Source organism: Microbacterium sp. Leaf436, assembly GCF_001424715.1.
GTDB lineage: Bacteria > Actinomycetota > Actinomycetes > Actinomycetales > Microbacteriaceae > Microbacterium.
Genome location: NZ_LMRB01000002.1, coordinates 60,783 through 82,996 on the forward strand (window position 1 = coordinate 60,783; position 22,214 = coordinate 82,996).

At 71.5% G+C, this 22,214-nt stretch carries 15 protein-coding genes; 4 read left to right on the top strand and 11 right to left on the bottom strand.

Features of this window, described 5'->3' with window-relative positions:
- From glgX to treZ, 3 genes are all read left to right on the top strand, one after another.
- The gene (glgX, locus tag ASG45_RS04615; protein ID WP_235561570.1) at positions 1 to 2,223 is read left to right on the top strand and encodes a glycogen debranching protein GlgX; all 2,223 of its coding nucleotides are present in this window, start codon (positions 1 to 3) and stop codon (positions 2,221 to 2,223) included.
- Positions 2,224 to 2,228: 5 nt separating this feature from the next.
- Entirely contained in the window at positions 2,229 to 4,634 is a 2,406-nt protein-coding gene (treY, locus tag ASG45_RS04620) for a malto-oligosyltrehalose synthase (RefSeq protein WP_055835798.1), read from the top strand.
- Positions 4,635 to 4,719: 85 nt separating this feature from the next.
- The gene (gene treZ / locus ASG45_RS04625; RefSeq protein ID WP_055833471.1) at positions 4,720 to 6,471 is read left to right on the top strand and encodes a malto-oligosyltrehalose trehalohydrolase; all 1,752 of its coding nucleotides are present in this window, start codon (positions 4,720 to 4,722) and stop codon (positions 6,469 to 6,471) included.
- A gap of 143 nt (positions 6,472 to 6,614) precedes the next feature.
- Here treZ and ASG45_RS04630 read toward each other — a convergent pair whose 3' ends face one another.
- The 8 genes from ASG45_RS04630 to ASG45_RS04665 all read right to left on the bottom strand — a co-directional run bounded on the left by ASG45_RS04630 (position 6,615) and on the right by ASG45_RS04665 (position 15,296).
- Positions 6,615 to 7,430: a tryptophan-rich sensory protein gene (locus tag ASG45_RS04630; protein WP_055833474.1), complete on the bottom strand. Its 816-nt coding sequence runs from the start codon at positions 7,428 to 7,430 to the stop codon at positions 6,615 to 6,617.
- A 128-nt stretch (positions 7,431 to 7,558) separates the two neighbouring features.
- Positions 7,559 to 8,287, bottom strand: coding sequence for a glutamine amidotransferase-related protein (locus ASG45_RS04635; RefSeq protein ID WP_055835801.1), 729 nt, complete (start codon positions 8,285 to 8,287; stop codon positions 7,559 to 7,561).
- 94 nt (positions 8,288 to 8,381) lie between these two features.
- Positions 8,382 to 9,497: an ABC transporter ATP-binding protein gene (locus ASG45_RS04640; RefSeq protein WP_055833476.1), complete on the bottom strand. Its 1,116-nt coding sequence runs from the start codon at positions 9,495 to 9,497 to the stop codon at positions 8,382 to 8,384.
- Entirely contained in the window at positions 9,494 to 10,297 is an 804-nt protein-coding gene (locus ASG45_RS04645) for an ABC transporter permease (RefSeq protein ID WP_055833479.1), read from the bottom strand. Before ASG45_RS04645 ends, ASG45_RS04640 begins: the two co-directional genes overlap by 4 nt.
- Entirely contained in the window at positions 10,294 to 11,211 is a 918-nt protein-coding gene (locus ASG45_RS04650; RefSeq protein ID WP_055833482.1) for an ABC transporter permease, read from the bottom strand. Before ASG45_RS04650 ends, ASG45_RS04645 begins: the two co-directional genes overlap by 4 nt.
- A complete protein-coding gene (locus tag ASG45_RS04655; RefSeq protein ID WP_055833486.1) occupies positions 11,208 to 12,347 on the bottom strand; it encodes an ABC transporter substrate-binding protein in 1,140 nt (379 codons plus the stop codon). Before ASG45_RS04655 ends, ASG45_RS04650 begins: the two co-directional genes overlap by 4 nt.
- 157 nt (positions 12,348 to 12,504) lie before the next feature.
- The gene (locus tag ASG45_RS04660) at positions 12,505 to 14,502 is read right to left on the bottom strand and encodes a CocE/NonD family hydrolase (protein WP_055833488.1); all 1,998 of its coding nucleotides are present in this window, start codon (positions 14,500 to 14,502) and stop codon (positions 12,505 to 12,507) included.
- A 71-nt stretch (positions 14,503 to 14,573) separates the two neighbouring features.
- The gene (locus ASG45_RS04665; protein ID WP_055833491.1) at positions 14,574 to 15,296 is read right to left on the bottom strand and encodes a LysR family substrate-binding domain-containing protein; all 723 of its coding nucleotides are present in this window, start codon (positions 15,294 to 15,296) and stop codon (positions 14,574 to 14,576) included.
- Between the two features lie 34 nt (positions 15,297 to 15,330).
- On the opposite strand from ASG45_RS04665, the gene ASG45_RS04670 reads away from it, so the two are divergent.
- The gene (locus ASG45_RS04670) at positions 15,331 to 15,720 is read left to right on the top strand and encodes a DUF1304 domain-containing protein (RefSeq protein WP_055833494.1); all 390 of its coding nucleotides are present in this window, start codon (positions 15,331 to 15,333) and stop codon (positions 15,718 to 15,720) included.
- A gap of 104 nt (positions 15,721 to 15,824) precedes the next feature.
- Here ASG45_RS04670 and ASG45_RS04675 read toward each other — a convergent pair whose 3' ends face one another.
- The 3 genes from ASG45_RS04675 to ASG45_RS04690 form a co-directional block, all read right to left on the bottom strand.
- Positions 15,825 to 16,232 (bottom strand): transferase, encoded by a 408-nt coding sequence (locus tag ASG45_RS04675; protein ID WP_055833497.1) that lies wholly within the window; start codon positions 16,230 to 16,232, stop codon positions 15,825 to 15,827.
- A gap of 278 nt (positions 16,233 to 16,510) precedes the next feature.
- Positions 16,511 to 17,287, bottom strand: a complete 777-nt coding sequence (locus tag ASG45_RS04680; protein ID WP_055833500.1) for a DNA-formamidopyrimidine glycosylase family protein — start codon at positions 17,285 to 17,287, stop codon at positions 16,511 to 16,513.
- A gap of 167 nt (positions 17,288 to 17,454) precedes the next feature.
- Complete coding sequence (locus tag ASG45_RS04690; protein ID WP_055833506.1) at positions 17,455 to 22,143, bottom strand: ATP-dependent helicase; 4,689 nt, start codon at positions 22,141 to 22,143, stop codon at positions 17,455 to 17,457.
- Positions 22,144 to 22,214: the final 71 nt, after the last annotated feature.

The window sequence follows — 22,214 nt, forward strand, 5'->3', positions numbered from 1 at the left end:
GTGAGCGACGTGCAGCAGGTATGGCCAGGATCCAGTTATCCCCTCGGGGCCACTTACGACGGTAACGGGACGAACTTCGCCCTGTTCAGCGAAGGAGCGGAGCGCGTCGAGCTCTGCTTCTTCGAAGAAGACGGAACGGAGACGCGCTTCGAGCTCGTGGACGTCGACGCGTTCGTGTGGCACGGCTACCTCCCCAACATCCAGCCCGGACAGCGGTACGGCTACCGCGTGCACGGGGAGTACGACCCGGCCAGCGGCAAGCGCTACAACGCGAGCAAGCTCCTGCTCGACCCGTACGCCAAAGCCGTCGAGGGGCAGATCGACTGGGGCCAGCCGGTCTTCAGCTACGAGTTCGGCGACCCCGACTCGTTCAACGACGAGGACTCCGCCCCGCACATGATGAAGGGCGTGGTCGTCAACCCGTTCTTCGACTGGTCGGGCGATCGCCAGCCCAAGATCCCGTACGCCGAGAGCTTCATCTACGAGGCCCACGTGCGCGGTCTCACCCAGCTGCACCCCGACGTGCCCGAGGAACTGCGCGGCACCTACGCCGGCATCGCCCACCCGGCCGTCATCGACCACCTGAAGAAGCTCGGCATCACCGCCATCGAGCTCATGCCGGTGCACCAGTTCGTCAACGACTCCACTCTGGAAGAGAAGGGTCTGTCGAACTACTGGGGCTACAACACCATCGCGTTCCTCGCTCCGCAGAACACCTACTCCTCGACCGGTGACCATGGTCAGCAGGTGCAGGAGTTCAAGGCCATGGTCAAGGCACTGCACGCGGCGGGCATCGAGGTCATCCTCGACGTGGTCTACAACCACACCGCCGAGGGCAACCACATGGGCCCGACCCTCTCGATGCGCGGCATCGACAACGAGGCCTACTACCGCCTCGAAGACGACGACAAGCGCTACTACACCGACTACACCGGCACCGGCAACAGCATGAACGTGGGCAACCCCCACACGCTGCAGCTGATCATGGACTCGCTGCGCTACTGGGTACTCGAGATGCACGTCGACGGCTTCCGCTTCGACCTCGCCTCGACCCTCGCTCGCGAGTTCTACGAGGTCGACAAGCTCGCGACCTTCTTCGAGCTCGTGCAGCAGGATCCGGTGGTCTCGCAGGTCAAGCTGATCGCCGAGCCGTGGGACGTGGGCCCCGGCGGGTACCAGGTCGGGAACTTCCCGCCCCAGTGGACCGAGTGGAACGGCAAGTACCGCGACACCGTCCGCGACTTCTGGCGCGGCGAGCCGCAGGCCCTCGCGGAGTTCGCCTCGCGCCTCACAGGTTCGGCCGACCTGTACGAGCACTCCGGTCGGTTCCCGGTGGCATCCATCAACTTCGTCACCGCGCACGACGGCTTCACGCTCCGCGACCTCGTGTCGTACAACGAGAAGCACAACGACGCCAACGGCGAAGACAACAACGACGGCGAATCGCACAACCGCTCGAGCAACATGGGCGTCGAGGGGTCGACCGACGACCCCGATGTGTTGAAGCGTCGCGCGCAGCAGCAGCGCAACTTCATCGCGACGCTTCTGCTGAGCCAGGGTGTGCCCATGCTGCTGCACGGCGACGAGCTCGGTCGCACGCAGGGCGGCAACAACAACGGGTACGCCCAGGACAACGAGATCACGTGGGTGGACTGGTCGAACATCGACACCCCGCTCATCGAGTTCACCGCCGCCCTCGCGCGTCTGCGTAAGCAGCACCCCACCTTCCGACGTAGCCGGTTCTTCGACGGCCGCCCCGTGAAGATGGAGGAAGGCGCTCCCATCCCCGACGTGGTGTGGCTGCGTCCTGACGGCTCACTCATGCAGCCCGAGGACTGGGACAACGGCTTCGGGCTCGCGGTCGGCGTGTTCCTCAACGGGCAGGGGATCCGCGAGCGCGACCGTCGCGGCGAGTCGATCAGCGACGACCACTTCCTCGTGCTCTTCAACGCGGGTGACGACAAAGTCGACTTCCGGCTTCCCGACTTCGAGTACGCCCCCAAGTGGGACGCCTACGTCGACACGGCGGGCGAGCGTGCCAACACCGAGCCGCTCAACCCCGGCGAGACGCTGCCGCTGGAGCCCAAGTCGCTCATGGTGCTGCGCGAGCACCACCTTCCCGAGCCCGAGATCGACCACTCGGTCGCGGCCTCGCTCACGGCGCAGATCCAGGTCATCGGCAACGACGACCTGCCAGGTCAAGCACCCAAGCCGGAGCTGTGAGCGAGATGCGGCATCCGCTCTCGACCTACCGCCTGCAGATCCGCGAATCGTTCACCCTCGACGACGCCGCCGAGGTCACGGGATATCTCCGTGACCTCGGGGTCTCGTGGGCGTACCTCTCGCCGATCCTCGAGGCCACCCCCGGCTCCGACCACGGCTACGACGTCGTCGACGCCACGCGCGTCGATTCCGCCCGCGGAGGTGCGGAGGGTCTCGACCGCTTCGCCGCCGCGGCGCGCGCCGAAGGGCTCGGCATCCTGATCGACATCGTCCCCAACCACATGGGCGTCTCGGAGCCGCGCTCGAACGCCTGGTGGTGGGACGTGCTGCGTCTGGGGCGCGCCTCGGCGCACGCGACCGCCTTCGACATCGACTGGGAGTTCGGCGGCGGCAAGGTGCGCGTGTCGGTGCTCGGCGACCACCTCGACGCCGTCATCGACGAGATCTCGTACGACCCCACGCCGGCCGACGACGCCCCCGACGGGCTCATCCGGTACTACGACCACGCCTTCCCGGTCGCACCGGGAACGGGGACGGATGCCGCGGCCTCGGGCTCGCGCGATGCCATCGAGGCGCTGCTCGACGCGCAGAACTTCGAGCTGCGGTTCTGGCAGGACGAGGCGGCCGAGCTCAACTACCGCCGCTTCTTCGCCGTCACGACCCTCGCGGGCGTGCGCGTCGAACGGCCCGAGGTTTTCCAAGCGACCCACGCCGAGATCCTCCGCTGGGTGCGCGAGGGTCTCGCCGACGGCCTGCGCGTGGACCACCCCGACGGCCTCGTCGACCCGGGCGGCTATCTCGACCAGCTCGCGGCCGCTCTCACCGAGGCCGGCGGCCCGGATGCCGGGTACGTGCTCGTGGAGAAGATCCTCGAGCACGGCGAAGCCCTGCCCTCGTGGTGGAAGACGGCCGGCACGACCGGATACGACGCCCTCGCCGAGATCGACCGCGTGCTCACCGACCCCGCCGGAGAGGCGGCGCTCGACGCCCTCGATGCGCGACTGCGTACCGCCAGCGATCTCGCACCGCTGACCGGCTGGCACGACCTCATCCACGACACCAAGCGCAAGATCGCCGACTCCATCCAGGTGTCGGAGATCCGCCGGATCGTGCGCGGCCTTCCCGCGCCGCTCCGCGAGGAGTTCGAGGTCGAGGTGCTGCAGGACGCCCTGGCCGAGATCCTCGCGTGCTTCCCGACCTACCGCTCGTACCTCCCCGCCGGTCGCGCGCACCTCGACGCCGCCGCGGGCGAGGCCGAGGTGCGCCGCCCCGAACTGGGGGACGTGATCGAGAAGCTCGTGCCCGCGCTCGCCGACACCGCGCTCGAGATCGCCTGGCGCTTCCAGCAGACCACCGGGCCCGTGATGGCGAAGGGCGTCGAAGACACGGCGTTCTACCGCTTCACGCGTCTCGGCTCGCTCACCGAGGTGGGCGGCGACCCCGGGCAGTTCTCGCTCGACGTCGCCGGCTTCCACGCGGCGCAGGCCGCGCGGCACGCCTCGTGGCCGACCGCGATGACGACGCTCTCGACCCACGACACCAAGCGCGGCGAGGACACGCGTGCCCGCATCGCGGTGCTCGCCGAGATCCCCGAGCGCTGGGCCGAGGTGCTCGAGGAGTTCCGCGGCATCGCCTCGACCGGGCACGGGCCCTTCGACGCCCTGCTGTGGCAGGCCATCGTCGGAGCATGGCCCGCCACGGCATCCACGCGTCACGGGCTGTCGGAATACCGCGAGCGTTTGCACGCGTACGCCGAGAAGGCCGCGCGCGAGGCGTCGGAGGTCACCGGCTGGTGGGAGCAGGACGAGGCCTTCGAGGACCGCATGCACGCCCTGGTCGACGCGGCCACCGGTCGCGCTGCCGACCGCGTGCGCGCGTTCGTCGACGAGATCTCGGCCGCCGGCTGGTCGAACGGCCTCTCGGCCAAGCTGCTGCAGCTCCTCGGCGCGGGTGTGCCCGACGTGTACCAGGGCTCGGAGCTCTGGGAGCAGTCGCTCGTCGACCCCGACAACCGCCGCGCGGTGGACTTCGCCGAGCGTCGCCGGCTGCTCGCCTCGATCGACGCCGAGGGTGCCGCAAGCCCCGCGGTCGATGAGACGGGCGCGGCCAAGCTGCTCGTGACCTCGCGCGCCCTGCGCGTGCGGCGCGAGAAGCCCCTCGACGTGTACCGGGCGCTGGAGGCTGCGGGAGTGGCATCCGATCACGTCGTCGCCCTGGACCGCGGCGGGGTGTTCGCCGTGGCGACGCGTCTGCCGTGGGGCCTGGCCGAGCGCGGGGGCTGGGGCGACACCGTGCTGCTGCTGCCCGAGACGCCGGTCACCGACGTGCTGACCGGCCGCGAGTTCCCCGGCGGCCCCACCCCTCTGTCGGCCCTGCTCGCGACGTACCCCGTCGCCCTCCTGGTCCGCTGACCTCTCGCGTGAGGCGCCGAGAATCGTCGCCTCACGCGCCCCCGAAGCGACAATTCTTGGCACCTCACGCGTAAGGAACGACCTCATGAGCATTGCCGTCTGGGCACCGAAGAGCACGCGGGTGCGGCTGCGCCGGCTCGACGACAGCGGCGACACCGTCGTCGAGGACATCGAGATGGCGGCCGGTGACGGCGGCTGGTGGACGTCTCCGACGCGCCTCGCCGACGGCGAACGCTACGGCTTCGTGCTGGGCGACGGCGACGACCTGCGTCCCGACCCGCGCTCGCGCCGCCAGCCCGGCGGCGTGCACGAGGCCTCGGCGTGGTTCGACCCGTCGGTCTACACGTGGAACGACACCGCCTGGACGGGCAAGCAGCTCGCGGGCGGTCTGATCTACGAGCTGCACCTGGGGACCTTCACCCCCGAAGGGACCCTGGATGCCGCGGTCGGCCGCCTCGAGCACCTCGTCGACCTGGGGGTGACCCACGTCGAGCTGCTGCCCGTCAACGGCTTCAACGGCACCTGGAACTGGGGATACGACGGGGTGCTCTGGTACACCGTGCACGAGGCCTACGGCGGACCCGAGGCGTACCAGCGCTTCGTCGACGCGGCCCACGCGGCGGGGCTCGCCGTCATCCAGGACGTCGTCTACAACCACCTCGGCCCCTCGGGCAACTACCTGCCCGAGTTCGGCGAGTACCTGCGCGAAGGCAGCCGCAACACGTGGGGAGACTCGGTCAACCTCGACGAGGACGCGGTCCGCTCCTACATCGTCGAGAACGCCCTGATGTGGATGAGCGACTACCACGTCGACGGTCTGCGCCTGGATGCCGTGCACGCGCTGCTCGATCACCGCCCGGTGCACGTGCTGCAGGAGATCGCCGAGCGCACCGACGCCCTGTCGGCGCACCGCGGCCTGCCGCTCACGACCATCGCCGAGAGCGACATGAACGACCCGAAGCTGATCCTGCCGCGCGAGGCCGGGGGCTACGGCCTCACCGCGCAGTGGTCGGACGACTGGCACCACACCGCGCACGTCGCGCTGACCGGCGAGACCATCGGGTACTACGAGGACTTCGCGGCGCTCGACGCGTTCGAGAAGGTCTCGGAGGGCGGCTTCTTCCACGACGGCAGCTACTCCACCTTCCGCGAGGAGAAGCACGGTCACCCCATTCCGGATGCCGTGCCCAACTGGCGTCTGGTCACCTTCGCCCAGGACCACGACCAGATCGGCAACCGGGCCGCCGGCGACCGGCTGTCGCAGTCGCTGCCCTACGACCGCCTCGCGGCGGCCGCCGTGCTGACGCTGACGGCGCCCGGCACGCCCATGCTGTTCATGGGCGAGGAGTGGGGCGCGACCACCCCGTGGCAGTTCTTCACCTCGCACCCCGAGCCCGAGCTCGGCAAGGCCACCGCCGAGGGGCGCATCGCCGAGTTCGAGAAGATGGGCTGGGACGAATCCACCGTCCCCGACCCGCAGGACCCGTCGACCTTCGAGAACTCGAAGCTCGACTGGGACGAGGTCGGCGAGGGCGACCACGCGCAGCTTCTCGGGCTGTACCGCGAGCTGGCGAAACTGCGCCGCGAGCGTCCTGAGCTCACCGAACCCTCCCGTGAGGGACTGTCGGCGTCGACCCGCGAGGCGTCGGGCGGTCGCGTCTACGAGCTGCGGCGCCGAGACCTCTCGGTGATCGTGAACCTGTCCGAGGTCGAGATCACGGCATCCGTGGCCCGCGAGGCCCGCGTGCTGCTCGCGACGACCGAGGGCGTGGTGCTCGACCGCGACACCCTGACGGTGCCGGCGGGAGCCAGCGCGATCGTCGCCCCCGCGCGGTAAGACACCACGACGGCCCCATCCCCGCGCGGGATGGGGCCGTCGTCGTGCGCGGCTCAGACCTCGAGCGAGCTGCGGCCCGTGTGCCCGGGCGGGAGGCCGGAGTGGTCCACGCGGAGGCGCACCGCCGGCGCGCGGCCGCGGTGTCAGTCGATGCCCGGACGCAGCAGTCGCAGGCCGCTCACGGCCACCGGCACCAGCAGCACGACGACGGCCACGATGATCGCGGTGATGCCGATCGGCGTGCTCTGCGGGGAGCCCGTGAAGCGCTCGACCGCGAGCCAGCCGAGACCCCAGGCCAGGGCCAGGGCCGGGGCCACGCGCCAGGAGCTGCGCCACGCGATGGCGAGTCCGATGAGGGCCACCACGATCAGAACGGCGATGCCGATGGCATCCGCCCCCTGCTCCCAGCTCGGCGGGACGACCGTGGTGAGCCAGGCGGCCGTGTTCGCGACGGTGGCGAGGGTGACCCACCCCAGGTGAAGGCCCGTGACGCCGTCGATCAGCACGGAATCGACCACTCCGCCGCGGGGCTCGCGCGTGGCGACGGCGACGCGGAAGGTCCACCCGAGGGCGGCGAGCAGCAGCACGATCACGACGACCGTGAGGAACAGCGTGCCGAAGCGCGCGGTGACCAGCCACAGCCCGTTCAGCGTCATGGTGAGGGCGATGAGCCAGCCGAGCGCCCGCTGGCGCGGATTCGCGCGCTGTCGGGGGAGGGCCTGCCAGATCGCGTAGACGATCAGTCCGAGGTAGATGAGCGACCAGATCGAGAAGGCGGGGCCGGCGGGGGCGAGATACGAACCGTCGGTGTCGAGTGCGCCGCCCTGCTGGTCCTCGACGGCGGAGTTGCCGAAGGCTCCGGCTCCGATGACCGCCGCGATGAGCATGAACGACAGCGCGGAGAGGACGACGATCTGGCGTGCGAGGTCGACCCCGCGTGATGGTGTGGAGGCGTTCATGTCTAGAAGACTAGATAAGCTAGCGAGTTTTACGCATCGGGCTTGACATCACGGCATCCGGTATCGACGCGGGGCGGCGCGGCTCGACCGCGCGGAACGGGATGCCGAGGAGCTCGGGTGCGGCCCGGTCAGGCCGAGACGACGCGGGCGGCGAAGGAACGCAGCAGCCGGGTGGGCTGCTCGACCGAGGCGGTGCGCACGTGCGCCGAGACCTCGTCGAAGGCGTCGGCGTCGAAATAGCCCGCATCGCGGTAGACGACCATGCGCGCCACGAAAGCGTCGGCCGTGGGCTCGGGGTGGAACTGCGTCGCCCACAGCCCCGCACCCGCGCGGTAGGCCTGCACGGGGCAGGCGTCGTTCTCGGCGAGCAGAGTGGCGGTGGGCGGCACGCTCGCGGTTCCCTCTTTGTGGGCGGTCAAGGCCTCGAACCGCGGACTCAGGATGCCGAAGAGTTCGTCGTCGCGACCGGCCGCGGTCAGGGTGATGTCGGTCGGTCCGGTGCCCTCGGGGTGCATCAGCGTGACCTCCCCGCCGAGCAGGCGCGTGACCACTCCGATGCCGAAGCAGGTGAACAGCGCGTTCGTGCGCCCCTCGATCGCCGTCGCGGCCAGACGCTCGAGGTCGCCTTCGAGCCGGCGCTGCGCGTCGGTCTTGTCGGGGTCGGTGACGTTGAAGGGGCTGCCGCCCACGACCACGGCAGCGAAGCGGTCGAGGTCGTCGGGAAGGGGATGACGCACCAGGTCGTGGTGGATGAGGTCGTCGTCGCCGACGCCCAGGCCGTCGCGGAACGACGCCCACTCGGCCGCAGCCGCCGTGCGCTGCGGCCGGGCGCAGACGTAGAGCAGGCGTGCGGTCATCCCGAAATTGTATGCGGGTGAGTGCGCGGCGGGCAGGCCCTGGACATACGGCGACACGAGGTTTCAGGGCCGTCGCGCGTGACGCGCCGCCGCGTCAGCCGCCGGCCGGCGACGTGACGGGTCGGGTCAGTGCGGGCACCGCGTCGACCCGGATCCGCACGCGGTCGCCGGGCGTGAGACGCACCTCGGCGGGGTGCTGCACGTGCACGCCCGTCCCGTCGTCCACGCGCAGCATCGAGCGCCGCATGCTCCCGAGGAACGTGCTGGATTCGACGACCGCGTCGACGCCGGAGTCGCCGGGCGCCACCACGCGCACATTCTCGGGGCGCACGAACACCTCGCACGGGCCGTCGGGGGCGGGGGCGAGCAGCGGCAGCCGCTGACCCCAGACCGACACCGTCCCCGCGGAGACGATCCCGGGCACCACGCTCGACGCTCCCACGAACGCCGCGACCTCGGCGCCGGCGGGCCGCGAGTAGAGGTCTTCGGGGCTCCCCACCTGCAGGATGCGACCGGCGCCCATCACGGCGACCCGGTCCGACACCGCCAGGGCCTCCTCCTGGTCGTGCGTGACGAAGACGGTCGTGGTGCCCAACCGCAGCTGGATGCGGCGGATCTCGTCGCGCAGCTGCACCCGCACCTTGGCGTCGAGGGCCGAGAGGGGCTCGTCGAGCAGCAGCACACGCGGCTCGGTCACCAGAGCGCGGGCGAGGGCCACGCGCTGCTGCTGACCGCCCGAGAGCTGGTGGGCGTATCGATCGCCGAGGTGGCCGAGCCCGACGAGGTCGAGGGCATCGCTCGCGCGCCGGCGGGCCTCGGTCGCGCCGACCCCGCGGCGGCGCAGTCCGAACGCCGTGTTGTCGAGCACCCGCAGGTGCGGGAACAGGGAGTACGACTGGAACACCATGCCGATGTCGCGCTTGTTCGTGGGGACGCGCGACACGTCGCGCCCGCCGATGCGCACCTCGCCGCCGTCGGCGTGCTCGAGTCCGGCGAGCACGCGCAGCGCCGTGGTCTTGCCGCAGCCCGAGGGCCCGAGCAGCGAGACGAACTCCCCGGGGGCGACGTCGAGGTCGACGCCGTGCAGCACGCGGGTGGATCCGTACTCCTTGACGACGCCGCGCAGTTCGACCCCCGCGCGGGTGCCGGTGGCGAGGGTGCTCGCGGCGGCGTCGGGGAGCGCCCGGATGGGGGTGTCGGCGGCGGTCATGGGGTCTTCCTTCCGGCGCCGATGCGTCCGACGCGGCCGATGACGAGGAGCAGCACGAACGCGAACGCCAGTGCGAGCAGGGTGAAGATGGCGGCGACCCAGCCGTCTTGCTTGTTGACGACCACGAGGGCCGTCTGCAGGGTCTGACGGTTCAGCAGCGAGGCGATCGTGAACTCGCCCAGCACCACCGCCACCGAGATGAGCGCGGCGGCGAGCAGGCCCTGCCGCAGATTCGGCACGATCACGCGCAGCAGCACGGAACCCCAGCCGGCGCCGAGGGTGCGCGCGGCCTCGGCGAGGGTCGTGACGTCGATGGCGTCGATCGAGGCCTGGATCGAGCGGTAGGCGAAGGGGAGCACGAGGATGCCGTACGCGAAGGCGAGCGTCCAGGCCCCGGTCCCGAGAGTGCGACCGATCTGCAGATAGATGGGGGTCAGCCCCACCACGAGCACGATCGCGGGCAGCGAGATCGGCAGCAGGGCGACGAACTCGAAGACGCGTCGCAGGCGCGGGAACGCGAGCGCCACCAGCACCATGGTCGGGGTGAACAGCCCCACCACCAGCAGCACGGTCACCCCCGCGAGGAGCAGGGAGTTGCCGAGGCCCGTCCAGACGGGGCGGTACTTGGCGGCGTTGGCGGGGTCGAACAGGCCGGCCCACCGGTCGAGGGAGAGGCCCGAGCCGCCCGGCAGCGGAGTCAGGGTGAAGAGCACCGTGGCCACGAAGGGGACGGCGAACACCACGCCGACGACGAGGCCGATGATCACGCGCACCGCGCGCGGGGGAGCGAGGGGGTTCACGACTGCCACCTCGCCGCGCGACGCTGGACGAGCGAGTACAGCGCCATGGCGACGGCCACGACCACGATCATGCCGAGCGCGAGGGCGCCCGCGAGGTTCTCGCGCCCGAGGACCGTCTCGCTGGTCAACGCGGTGCGGATCTGCAGCGGGACGATCTGCGACCCCTGGCTGGCGAGGGCGGCGGCGGTCGCGTACGACGAGAAGGCGTTGGCGAACAGCAGCAGCAGGCTCGCCAGGAACGAGGGGGCGAGCACCGGCATCCCCACGTGTCGCCAGAAGCCGGCGCGGGTTCCGCCGAGGGTCAGGTGCGCCTCCACCCACTGCGGCTTCAGCGCGGCGAGGGCGGGCATGAACGTGATGATCATGAGCGGCACCTGGAAGATGAGGTAGGCCAGCGCGACGCCCGGCAGGTCGTACAACCACACGCCGTTCTCGTAGAACGCGATGCCGGTCAGCTGCCGCACGAACACCGTCACCACTCCCTGCGCCCCGATCGCGGCGATGAGCACGAAGGCGAGCATGACGCCGCCGAACTGGGCGAGGACTCCGGATGCCGCGTCGACGGCCGTGCGGATCGCCCCCGTCTCGGGAAGCCCCAGCAGGGCCAGACACACCAGCGCTCCCACGATCGCCCCCACGATCGCGGTGACGAGCGACAGCGCCGCAGAGTTGACGAAGGTGGTCACCACCAGCGGGTCGCCCAGAGCGGCGAGGTTGGCGAGGGTGAACGCCCCGTCGCCGTCGACGAACCCCGACGCCACGGCGAGCACCGTGGGCAGGGCCAGGAACAGCGCGACATAGGCGACGAAGGGGAGCAGCCCCAGCCAGGCCCAGCTGCGGCGCGCCGCACCCCGCGGCGCCGGAGCGGAGGGCTCCGGCGCCGCGGGGGCGACGACCTGGTGAAGGACGGTCACTGCAGCGCCGTCGCCCACTTCTGCCCGAGCGTCTCACCGGCGGCCGTGGACTGCGCCTCGGTGGGGACGACCGTGTCGTCGGGGGCGGCGGGCAGGGCTGCGGCGAGCGTCGCGTCGATCGTGCCGGCCGATGTCATGGCCTCCATGCGGGCCGGACGCGCGCCGCCCTTGAGCCACAGGTTCTGCACGTCGTCGCTGTACAGGAACTCCTGCCACAGACGCGCTGCGGCCGGGTTCGGCGCATCTTTGTTGATGGCCTGGTTGTAGTAGCCGGCGTAACCGGTGCCGGGGAGCACGACGGTCTTCCAGGTGGGAACGGCCGAGGCCTGGGCGGCGTTGAGGTAGTCCCAGTCGAAGACGACCGGGGTCTCGCCGCTGGCGATGGTGGCGTCGGTCGGGTCGACCTTGAGGAAGTTCCCGGCGGCGTTGAGCTGCCCGAAGAAGTCGATGCCGGGCGTGAAGTCGTCGAGCGTTCCCTTCTGCTGAACCGTCGCCAGGCCGACGGCCGCGAAGGCCGAGCCCGCCTGCGTCGGGTCGCCGTTGATGGCCACGGCGCCCTTGTAGGCCGGCTTGAGCAGGTCGCTCAGCTGGCTGGGCGCGGGGAAGCGGGCGGAGTCGTAGCCGACCGACATGTACCCGCCGTAGTCGCCGACGAACAGGCCCGAGCTCTCTTTGAGCGCGTCGGGGATCTCGTCGAAGGTCGCGACCTTGTAGGCGGCGAAGGAGTCGGTGTTCTGCAGGGCGACGGCGAGACCGAGGTCGAAGACGTCGGGGGCGGTGTCGAGGCCCTGGTTGGCCGTGGCCGCCTGGATCTCCTCGGCGCTGGACACGTCGGGCGACTGCTCGTTGATCGTGATCTCGGGGTACCGCTCGGCGAACAGGTCGAGGATCTCGCCGTAGTTGGCCCACGTGCGCGGCAGCGCGATGACGTTGAGCTGGCCCTCGGCCTTCGCGGCCGCCTCGAGGTCGGTGAGGGTTCCGAAATCGGCGAGGCTCGTGGCCGTGGCGGCGTCGACGCCACCCTCGGACGAGGAGGCGGAGCTGCCGCCGGCGCACCCGGCGAGCGACAGAGCCGCGACGGTGACGAGGGCGATACCGGCGATGGACCGGCCGGGGGAAAGGCGCGGGAATGACATGGATTTCCTCTCGTGTCTCTCGGGGGATCGACGGGGACGCCGATACGAGACGGAGGAAAGCTATGGGCGGCCCGTGACCATTCGGAGCGGGACGGGTGAACTCGGCTCGTCCGCCGTCGAAACGGATGGGGGACGAGGCGAGGGCGTCGGGCGGTGCTCAGCGGGAGGAACGCGTCGCGCGACGGCGCACCAGCGCGGCGCCCAGTGCGAGGGCGGCGATCGCCCCGAGCGCGGCCGCCGACGAGAGCTCCCCACCGGAGCGGGCGAGTTCCCCGCCCGTGGCCGCCGTGGGGGAGGGGACCGGGTCCGCCAGCGAGAAGCTCGGTGCGACCGCGCCGATCGCCACCGGCCACCGGGCGTCCGCGAGGTAGGCGTCGAGGAAGGGGGCCCGATCCCCGGCGGTCGGCACATCGGCCGACGTGCCCTGCGCGTGCAGGGTCAGGATGCCGCCGTCGATCGTGACGGTGGTGTCGCGAGGGGAGGGCCGCCAGAGGAGGGAGTCCGTCGTCCCCACCGTCAGCAGCGCGGCGTGCCCCGGGGACAGCGTCCAGTCGATGGCGCGAAGGGTCACGACCGTCGTGCCGCCGGCATCCACCGGGGTGAGGGTCTCATCGATGAGGGTCGGGATGCCGTCGGCGCCGACGTCCCACAGCCGCACGTGCGCCGCGCCCTCGCCGCGGGTGTGGAGCACCACCGCGGCGCTGCCGGTCAGGCGCGTCTCCTCGGCGACGGGGAGCGACAGCGTCTGCGAGGCGCCGAGGGTCTCGGCGGTTCGCGGCGCCGTTCCGAAGAACGACCCGTCGCCGTCGTCGCCGTCGGGCAGGGCGCCGGCGCCCTCGCCCGTGTCGACGTACTGCGCGGGGGCGAGGTTGGACGTGACCTCGCGCGTCGCCCCCGGCCACTCCGCCTGGGTCCGCCAGCGACCGAGGTTGTCCTGCAGGGCGAACGAGGGCGCGGGACCCTGCTCGTCGCGAAGGTGGGCGTCGAAGAACGCGCGCACCTCGCCGAACCAGTCGGCGCGCCCCATCTGCAGGCGACCGGCGGAGTCGACGTCGTTTCCGGCGACGTGGTCCCACGGCCCCGCCCAGGCCGACACCGGCCCTTCCAGGCCGTCGACGACGTCGACCAGTCCGTCGGCGCGGGTGTTGCGCTCGGTCCAGCCCTGGGTGAACAGCAGCGGTACCGTCGACCCCTCCGCCCGGCTCGCGAGATCGCGCGCGGCCCATTCGGGTGACGCGCGCTCGGCGACGAGGGTGTCGGCGAGCAGCGACGTCGCGCACTCGGGGTGACGTTTCTCGTAGGTGGCGTTGTCGCGGTAGCGGTCGGTGTCGGGCGGGATGACGAGGCCGTCGACGTGTCCCGGGGTCGCGATGCCGGGAAGGGCGGCCATCTGCAGGTACGCCTCGGGCGTGGCCCGATTGTTCTCGGTCGGGATGCCGTTCTCCCACAGGTACGAGTACGGATCCCACACCGGTTCCTGACTGACGACGGCGGCGAGGCCGGCGGGACGCGCGGCCACCCCCATCAGGCCCGTCATCGCGTCGTAGGACTTCCCGTACATCCCGACCCTGCCCGTCGACCAGGCGGCGCTCGCCGCCCACTCGACGGCCGCCGTCACGTCGGCCTGCTCACCCGGACCGGCGAAGTCGAGGCACCCGGTGCTGCCGCCGAAACCGCGCAGGTCGACGAAGACCATCGTGTACCCGGCGGCCAGGAGGCCGCCCTCGTCGATGAGCGCGCGATGGCGCTGTGTCGGACCGGTGAAGGGCCGGTGCTCGTCGGCGGCGGCGCCGCTGTGCGAGAAGTAGGGACCGATCGAGAGGATGACGGGGGTGCGCGCATCCGGAGGCAGGTGCGCCGGCCGCAGCACGTCGGCGTGCAGCTCGACGGGGTCGCCGTCGGTGGAGGCGGCGGGCGAGGGCAGGTACTGCTCGGTCCACACCGCGCCCTCGGGGACGGAGGGGTTCTGCGCGTGCGTGACGCCGGAGGCCACGTCGGAGGCGGAGGTCGTCGTCGTCGGCGTCGCCGGGGCAATGGATGCCGCGGGTGTCGGCGCGATGTCGAGGTCGGGGGTCGCCGCGGACGCACCGCCCGCCCAGAGCAGCGTCATCACCACGCTCGACGTGACGATGAGCCCGGCCGTTCGACCCCGCATTCCCACTCCCTTTTCCCCCGCAGGTTATCGCGCGGCGGATGCGCGGATGCGAGAGCGCGAGCTGCCCCGGCTCAGCGTGAGGAACGCGCCGTGCGGCCCCGCACGACGCCCACGAACGCCTCGACATCGGGCGTCGTGTTCTCCCGCAGCCAGGCCAGCGCGACCGTGGACACGGGTCCGTCCCGCAGGACCCGGTACTCCACGTCGCGACGACGGTGCGCGCGAGCGAGGGACATCGGCACGATCACCACACCCACGCCGGTGGCGACGGTGGCGATCGCCTGGGCGGTGTCGCCCGGCGGCGCGAACGCGGGGGGCACGGCATCCGGGACGACGACGTGCAAGACGTCATCGGCCGCGGCGATCACCACCTGCCCCGCGAGGTCGGCGAGTGCGAGCTCGTCGGCGGCGGTGAGCTCGGAATCCGTGGACATCACCACGACCGGCTGCTCCTCGTAGAGCTCGATCACGTGGAGGTCCTCGGATGCCGCCAGAGGCAGGCGCACCAGGGCGGCATCGAGGTCGTCGATGGCCGCGCGCTGGTGCTCGACCGTGATCTCTCGAAGCTCCAGCGAGACGTGGGGCATGCGTTCACGCCACAGATCGATCCACTTACCGGGCGTGGCGCCGGGGACGGCGCCCAGGACGAAGGTGCGCGGCTCCTCCCGAGGCGGCGGGGTCGGGCGCGCGACACTCTTCTTCGCGGGTCGTGCGCGGCCCGCGGCGACGGGACGGGCGGGTCCGCCGCGCCGGGGCGCGCCGCCGCGTCCCCGAGAGCCCTTGCCGTTCACCATGACTCCAGGCTAGCCGCGGGAGTAACGTGAGAGCATGATCGGTATTCTGGCGCTCGTCGTCGCGGGACTCGCGGCCCTGCTGCACGTGTACATCTTCGTGCTCGAGAGCGTGCGCTGGACGAACCCCCGTACGCGGAAGGTCTTCGGCATTCCCGACCAGCAGACCGCTGAGATCACGAAGTCGATGGCCTACAACCAGGGCTTCTACAACCTGTTCCTGGCGATCGGCGCGATCATCGGGATCATCGTCTGGGTCGTCAGCGGAATCGGCGACCCGGTCGGGCGCACCCTGCTGGCCTTCTCGCTCGGCTCGATGCTGGCCGCGGCTCTGGTGCTCGTGAGCACGGGCCGCAAGAACCTGCGCCCCGCGGTGATGCAGGGCACCCTGCCTCTCATCGGGCTCGTGCTGACGTTCCTCGCCTGAGCTCCGCCCGCGCGGAGCCGACGGCGGCCGGGCCCGTCGGGTACACGAAAACCCGCACGCTCCGAAGAATCGTGCGGGTCGTGGATGCCGATGAAACGGCGGAGTCAGGCGGCCAGGCGCAGCCCCCGACGGTCGGTGGCGACGGCTTCGCCGTCGTTGATGATCTCGTCGTCGCCGATCAGCGAGCCGGTGGCAATGCGGGCGTTGTGGCCCACCTGCGTTCGCACGCCGATGTGAGCACCCGCGCCGATCACCGCGCCAGCGCAGATGTGCGCGTGCGGCTCGATGTGCGCCTCGGGTCCGATGACGGCGTCGGACTCGATCCAGACCCCACGACCGACGCGAACGCCCGCGGCGATCTGCACGCCGGGTTCGACGTAGGCACCGTTCTCGACCAGCGCCGACGGGTGGACCTTCGCGCCGTGCGCGACGAGTCCGCGACCGTTGACGTGCTTGCGGTAACGCAGCGTCTCGCCATGGTCGTTTTCGATGTCGATGTAGTTCTTACCCACGATCCCCTCCGGACGGCTATCGGGTCAGCCGACATGTATGACAACGGGTGCAGAATCGGCTTCATTCCCTCGAATGCTTCTTCGTCGCCCGTGCCATGATCGGTTTGCTCGACGTCGAGAGAAAGTGCGGCACGGTTCCCGGCGTCGGTGTCTTCCCCCGTTCTCCCACGGGGAAGCGAAAGGCGCGGGCGGGTTGACACGCGGGGCGTGCGGGTGGGGTGACGTGGCGTCGGCGCGCGCGGGTCGGTCCGCTCCGCTGCGTCACGCGGCGGGACACCTCACGCGGGCTGGCAGGTGGGGCACCAGTACACGTTTCGTTCGCTGGTGGACGAGGCGCCGAGGCTCGTGGCGCGGATGGGCGTGCCGCAGCGCCGGCACGGGGCTCCGTCGCGGCCGTAGACCCAGAACCGTCGTCCGGGGCGGCTGTCCCCGGTGAAGGTGCGTTCGGGGCGGGGGAGGTTGGCGCGGATCATGCGCTCGCCGAGGGCGATGGTGGCCTGCACGTCGATCTCGTTCGCCGGGGTGGTCGGCGCGATTCCGCGCACGAAGAGCAACTCGTTCGCGTAGACGTTGCCGAACCCCGCGACGTTGCGCTGGTCGAGGAGTGCGACGTGCGCGGCGCGATCGTCGGCCGAGACGCGGCGGACCGCCTCTGCCTCGTCCCAGTCATCGGCCAGCAGGTCGGGTCCGAGATGCCCGATCACGGTGTGCTCGTCGACCGTGCGGAGGACCTCGACCATCGCAAGGTCGAAGCCCACGGCATCCGCCCCGCTCACCCCGACGATCGCGCGTGCCTTGAAGGCTTGACGTCGCCACCGTTCGCCGGGCCGGTAGACGTCCCACCGGCCCTCCATCTTGAGGTGGGAGTGCAGCGTGTAGCCGCCGATGCGGTGCAGCAGGTGTTTACCGCGCGCGGCGACCTCGTGCACGGTCTCACCGCGCAGATCGGCGGTCGCGCTGCCGGGCACGCGGATGTCGAACCGCGTGACGACCTTGCCGGTCAGTGCCGCCGACAGCTTGGCGGCGGCGCGGTAGACGGTGTCGCCCTCAGGCACGGTGCACTCCCGGGTCGTGGGGCGCGGAGGGGTTCGCCTGGGTCTGGGTCTGGGCCGAGGCCGCCGCGGCGTCGGTCGCGCCGGATCCGCGTTCGGGCCGACGCGGCCGGACGAACGGCGCGGGCGACGTCGGTGCGGGGGCGGTGCGGGCCACCGGCCCGCCGCGCTCACGCACGAGCGGCCTCGCGAATGGCGTCGCCGGCGGTGAGTTTGCGCAGGGTCAGCCCCTTCGGGGACTCGACGAACCCCGCTTCGCGGAGCGCGCGTCCGACCGCGGTGCCGTACACGAACGCGCCGTTGACCTGCTCGACCGTCAGGGTCTCGAGGCGACGTCTCTTCGCCGTCTCGGCGAGGTCACGTGTCGCGGACTGCAGCTGCGCCTCGTCGTCGGTGAAAGCCAGCGCGCTGCGGCCGCCACGCTCGAGGTACAGCGTCAGGTCGCCGTCGACGAGCACGACGAGTCCGCCGGCCTTGCGTCCGGGGCGGTGCGTGACGCCCTCGATCGACGGCCACCCGAGGGCCGCACCGTAGGGATTGGCCGGGTCGGTGGCGGCGAGGGTGATTGCGCGTCGCGGTGGGGGGTCGGCGACCGCCGCGAACTCGCGCAGACGGTCGACGGTGGCGGAGGCGGCGAACTGCGCCGCCCCGAGCTTCTCGATGACGTACCCGCGGCGGCAGTGGCCCGCCTCTTCGAAGCCCGCCAGGATGCGGTACACCTGCGCGAAACCGCCGGGGACCCCCTCGGACTGCACCGCCCCTCGCGTGACGACGCCGTACCGATCGAGCAGCAGGCTCGCGGTGGCGGTGGCCCGGGCGGCGGGGTCCGGCTCGCGTTCGGGGAGCAGCGACCATCGGCCGCCCAGCGACGGCGGGCGAGGAGCCGAGGTTGCGCGCGGCATCGTCGCGCCCCGGTACATGCGTGCGCGCGGAGCCCGACGGGCGACGCGGTGGGACTGCCCGCCGCCGCTCAACAGGGTGCGCACCGGCGCGAAGGTGTCGTTCGTGACGCGTCCCGCCCAGGTGAGGGCCCACAGGGCGTCGTTCACCGACTGCTCGTTCTCGGCGCCGGCCAACTGCCTGAGCTGGGCAGCGAAGTACGCGCCCCCGCCGTCGAGAGCGCCGAGGATCCGCGCCTCCAACGAATCGGGCGCCGGATCGTCGGCGTCATCCGGGTCTTGCCGCGTGAAGGGGGCGGCCTCCGCCGGGTGCAGGGCGATCCAGCCGTCGCGGCCGGGCAGGGTGCCGTGTCCCGACCAGACGACCTCGCCCGTCGCGGTCAGCTCGTCGAGCAGGGCGGGGGAGTAGTCGGCGACACGCGACGGCAGCACCAAGGATTCCCACGCGCTCGCGGGGAGGGGAACACCCGCGAGTTGCTCGATCACCGCGAGCACGCCGTCGATGCCCTCGAGCGGGCGGCCGAGGTGCTGCCAGACCGGCAGGAACCGCGCGTAGGCGGCGGGGGGAACGGGTTCCACGCTGCCGCGGATCGCCGCCAGCGAGCGCATGCGCAACCGGCGCAGCACTTCGACGTCGCACCACTCGGTGGCGTCGCCGCGGTTCCCGCCCGACGCCTCGGGAAGGAAGAAGCCGCTCGCGAGGCGCCCCTGCGACTCGAGGCGCTGCAGCGTCAGTCGCGCGACCGCGATCCCCACGCCCAGGCGAGCGGCCACCGCGTCGGTGGTGAACGGCGCGTGCGTGCGCGCGTATCGGGCGACCAGGTCGCCGAGCGGGTCGGCAAGGGGCTCGAGGAAGGCGTTCGGGATGCCGACGGGAAGTGCGGCGCCCAGCGCGTCGCGCAGACGCCCGGCGTCTTCGATACCGGCGACCCGAGCGACGCCCGCGATCGTCAGGCGGATCGCGCGGCGGTCGTCGACGAGGGTCGCGAGGTGACGTTCCGCCTCGGCCAGGGCGTCGGTCTCGGCGTCCAGTCGCGCGGCCACCTCGCTCGCGTCGAGCGGGCCGAGGATGCGCAGCAGATCGGCGACGCCCTCGACGCCTCGCGCGCGACGGTCGGGGTCGAGCCGCTGGGCCTCGCGCTCGAACTGGGCGATCACGTCGGGGTCGAGGAGCTCGCGCATCTCGACCTTGCCGAGCAACTCGCTCAGCAGAGCAGGGTCGACCGACAGCGCGGCGGCGCGGCGCTCGGCGAGGGGCGAATCGCCCTCGTACATGAACGCCCCGACGTACCCGAAGAGCAGATCGCGGGCGTACGGCGAGGGCTGCGAGGTCGTGATCTCGACGAGGCGGATGCGCCGTTCGCCGATCTGCCGGGTCAGGCGCAGCAGCGCGGGAAGGTCGTAGACGTCTTGCAGCACCTCGCGGAGCGTCTCGAGGATGATCGGGAAAGCCGGGTGGCGCTTCGCGACCTCGAGCAGCTGAGCCGAGCGTTGGCGCTGCTGCCACAGGGGGGAGCGACGGTTCGGATTCAGTCGGGGCAGGAGCAGGGCGCGTGCCGCGCACTCGCGGAAGCGCGAGGCGAACAGCGACGAGCCGCCCACTTCGTCGGTGACGATCTGCTCGAGCTCGTCGGGCTCGAAGACGAAGAGGTCGGCCCCGGGCGGTTCGGCGGCGGCATCCGGAACCCTCGCGATGATGCCGTCGTCGCTCGCGACGGCGGCCCCCTCGACGCCCAGGCGCTCGCGGATGCGGGCGTTCACCGCGAGGGCCCACGGGGAGTGCACCTGCATGCCGTACGGGGAATGCAGGATGATGCGCCAGTCGCCCACCTCGTCGCGGCTGCGCTCGACGGTGAGCGTGCGGTCGGTGGGCAGGCTGCCGGTGGCCTCGCGCTGTTCGGCCAGGTAGGCGAGCAGGTTGGAGATGGCGTTGTCGTCGAGACCGGATTCGCGCAGGCGCTTCTCGGCCTTGGACCGGTCGCCCCCCGCCAGCTCTCTCGAGAAGGCGCCGAGTGCCTCACCCAGCTCGGCGGGGCGGCCGATGCCATCGCCGTGCCAGAAGGGCAGCTTGCCCGGTTGGCCGAAGGCGGGTACGACGTTCACCCGGTCGTGCGTGATCTCGACGATGCGCCAGCTGGTCGTGCCCAGGGTGAAGACGTCGTTGACGCGCGACTCGTAGACCATCTCTTCGTCGAGCTCGCCCACGCGGGCGTTCTGCGACTCGCCCGCGACGAAGACTCCGAAGAGGCCGCGGTCGGGGATCGTGCCGCCGCTGGTGACCGCCACCCGCTGCGCGCCCGGCCGACCGGTGAGCGTGCCCGCGTCGCGGTCCCACACCAGGCGTGGGCGCAGCTCGGCGAACTCGTCGGACGGATACCGCCCGGCCAGCAGGTCGAGGGTGGCTTCGTAGGCCGAGCGGGGAAGGGATCGGAACGGCGCGCTGCGCTTGACGGTCTCGAACCACTCCTCGACGTCGATCGAGCCGAGGGCGGAGGCGGCGACCGTCTGCTGCGCGAGGATGTCGAGCGGGTTCTGCGGCACCGAGATGGCCTCGATGCGCCCCGCCAGCATGCGCTCGGTCACGACGGCCGTGTGCAGCACGTCGCTGCGGTGCTTGGGGAACAGTGCCGCGCGGCTCACCTCGCCCACCTGGTGGCCCGCGCGTCCGACGCGCTGCAGCCCGGAGGCCGCGCTCGGGGGCGACTCCACCTGGATGACGAGGTCGACCGCGCCCATGTCGATGCCGAGCTCGAGGCTGCTGGTCGCGACGACGCAGCGCAGGACGCCCGACTTCAGTTCGTCTTCGACCTGGGCGCGCTGCTCCTTCGAGACCGAGCCGTGGTGGGCCTTCGCGAGGATCGCGGCGACGCCCGCCGACGAGCCGGCCTGCGCCATCTGCGCCGCCGGCACGGTCGGATCGGGCACCTCGATGCCGACCCGCTCGGCGTAGATCTCGTTCAAGCGCCCGGTGAGCCGCTCGGCCAGGCGGCGGGAGTTCGAGAAGACGATGGTCGATCGCCGCTCGAGGATCCGGTCGACGATGGCCTCTTCGACGTGCGGCCAGACCGACCCGGCCATCTCGGTGCTCTCGGGGCGATCCGAGAACCACTCGCCGTCGGCGGCCTCGTCGGGGGCGGGGCTGCCCGGCGGCGGAGGCGGATTGAGCATGTCTTCGATCGGCACGACGACCGACAGATCGAACGCCTTGGTGGCTTTAGGGGCCACGATGTCGACCGGCTGCGCACCGCCGAGGAACCGCGCGACCTCGTCGATGGGTCGAACCGTCGCCGACAGGCCGATCCGTTGCGCGGGCTTGTCGAGCAGCGCGTCGAGGCGCTCGAGGCTCACGGCCAGATGGGCGCCGCGCTTGGTCGCGGCGACCGCGTGCACCTCGTCGATGATGACCGTGTGCACGCCGCGCAGGGTCTCTGCCGCCTGGCTGGTGAGCATGAGATACAACGACTCGGGGGTCGTGATGAGGATGTCGGGCGGGGCGGTGACGAGCTTGCGGCGGTCGCTGGAGCTCGTGTCTCCGGAACGCACGCCCACGGTGACGGACGGCACCTCGATGCCCAGCCGGCGGGCGGACTGACCGATGCCGACGAGCGGGGAGCGGAGGTTGCGCTCGACGTCGACGCCGAGCGCCTTCAGCGGCGAGATGTAGAGGACGCGGGTGGTGGTCGGTGGGGTCTTCGCGAGGGTGGTCTTCGCGGCGCCGCGCGGGCGACGCGGCGGGGGAGCGGCCTCGGGCCCGTCGGGAGCCTTTTCGCGGAAGATGCGGTCGATCGCGAAGAGGAACGCCGAGAGCGTCTTGCCCGAGCCGGTGGGGGCGACCACGAGCGCGTTGCGCCCCGACGACACGGACTCCCACGCGCCCTTCTGCGCGTTGGTCGGAGCGGGGAACGCACCGCGGAACCAGTCCCGCGTGGCGGGCCCGAATCTGTCGAGTACGTCAGCCATGCCGCCATCCTCTCTCGGACCTCCGACATCGGGTCGGGGTTGACGTTCGCCCGTCGCGGAACGGCCGCTGC

Coding starts and splice junctions, on each gene's coding strand:
- treZ (WP_055833471.1), top strand. CDS start 4,720: ATGAGCATTGCCGTCTGGGCACCGAAGAGCACGCGGGTGCGGCTGCGC.
- ASG45_RS04690 (WP_055833506.1), bottom strand. CDS start 22,143: ATGGCTGACGTACTCGACAGATTCGGGCCCGCCACGCGGGACTGGTTC.
- ASG45_RS04635 (WP_055835801.1), bottom strand. CDS start 8,287: ATGACCGCACGCCTGCTCTACGTCTGCGCCCGGCCGCAGCGCACGGCG.
- ASG45_RS04665 (WP_055833491.1), bottom strand. CDS start 15,296: ATGGTGAACGGCAAGGGCTCTCGGGGACGCGGCGGCGCGCCCCGGCGC.
- ASG45_RS04670 (WP_055833494.1), top strand. CDS start 15,331: ATGATCGGTATTCTGGCGCTCGTCGTCGCGGGACTCGCGGCCCTGCTG.
- treY (WP_055835798.1), top strand. CDS start 2,229: ATGCGGCATCCGCTCTCGACCTACCGCCTGCAGATCCGCGAATCGTTC.
- ASG45_RS04630 (WP_055833474.1), bottom strand. CDS start 7,430: ATGAACGCCTCCACACCATCACGCGGGGTCGACCTCGCACGCCAGATC.
- ASG45_RS04660 (WP_055833488.1), bottom strand. CDS start 14,502: ATGCGGGGTCGAACGGCCGGGCTCATCGTCACGTCGAGCGTGGTGATG.
- ASG45_RS04655 (WP_055833486.1), bottom strand. CDS start 12,347: ATGTCATTCCCGCGCCTTTCCCCCGGCCGGTCCATCGCCGGTATCGCC.
- ASG45_RS04640 (WP_055833476.1), bottom strand. CDS start 9,497: ATGACCGCCGCCGACACCCCCATCCGGGCGCTCCCCGACGCCGCCGCG.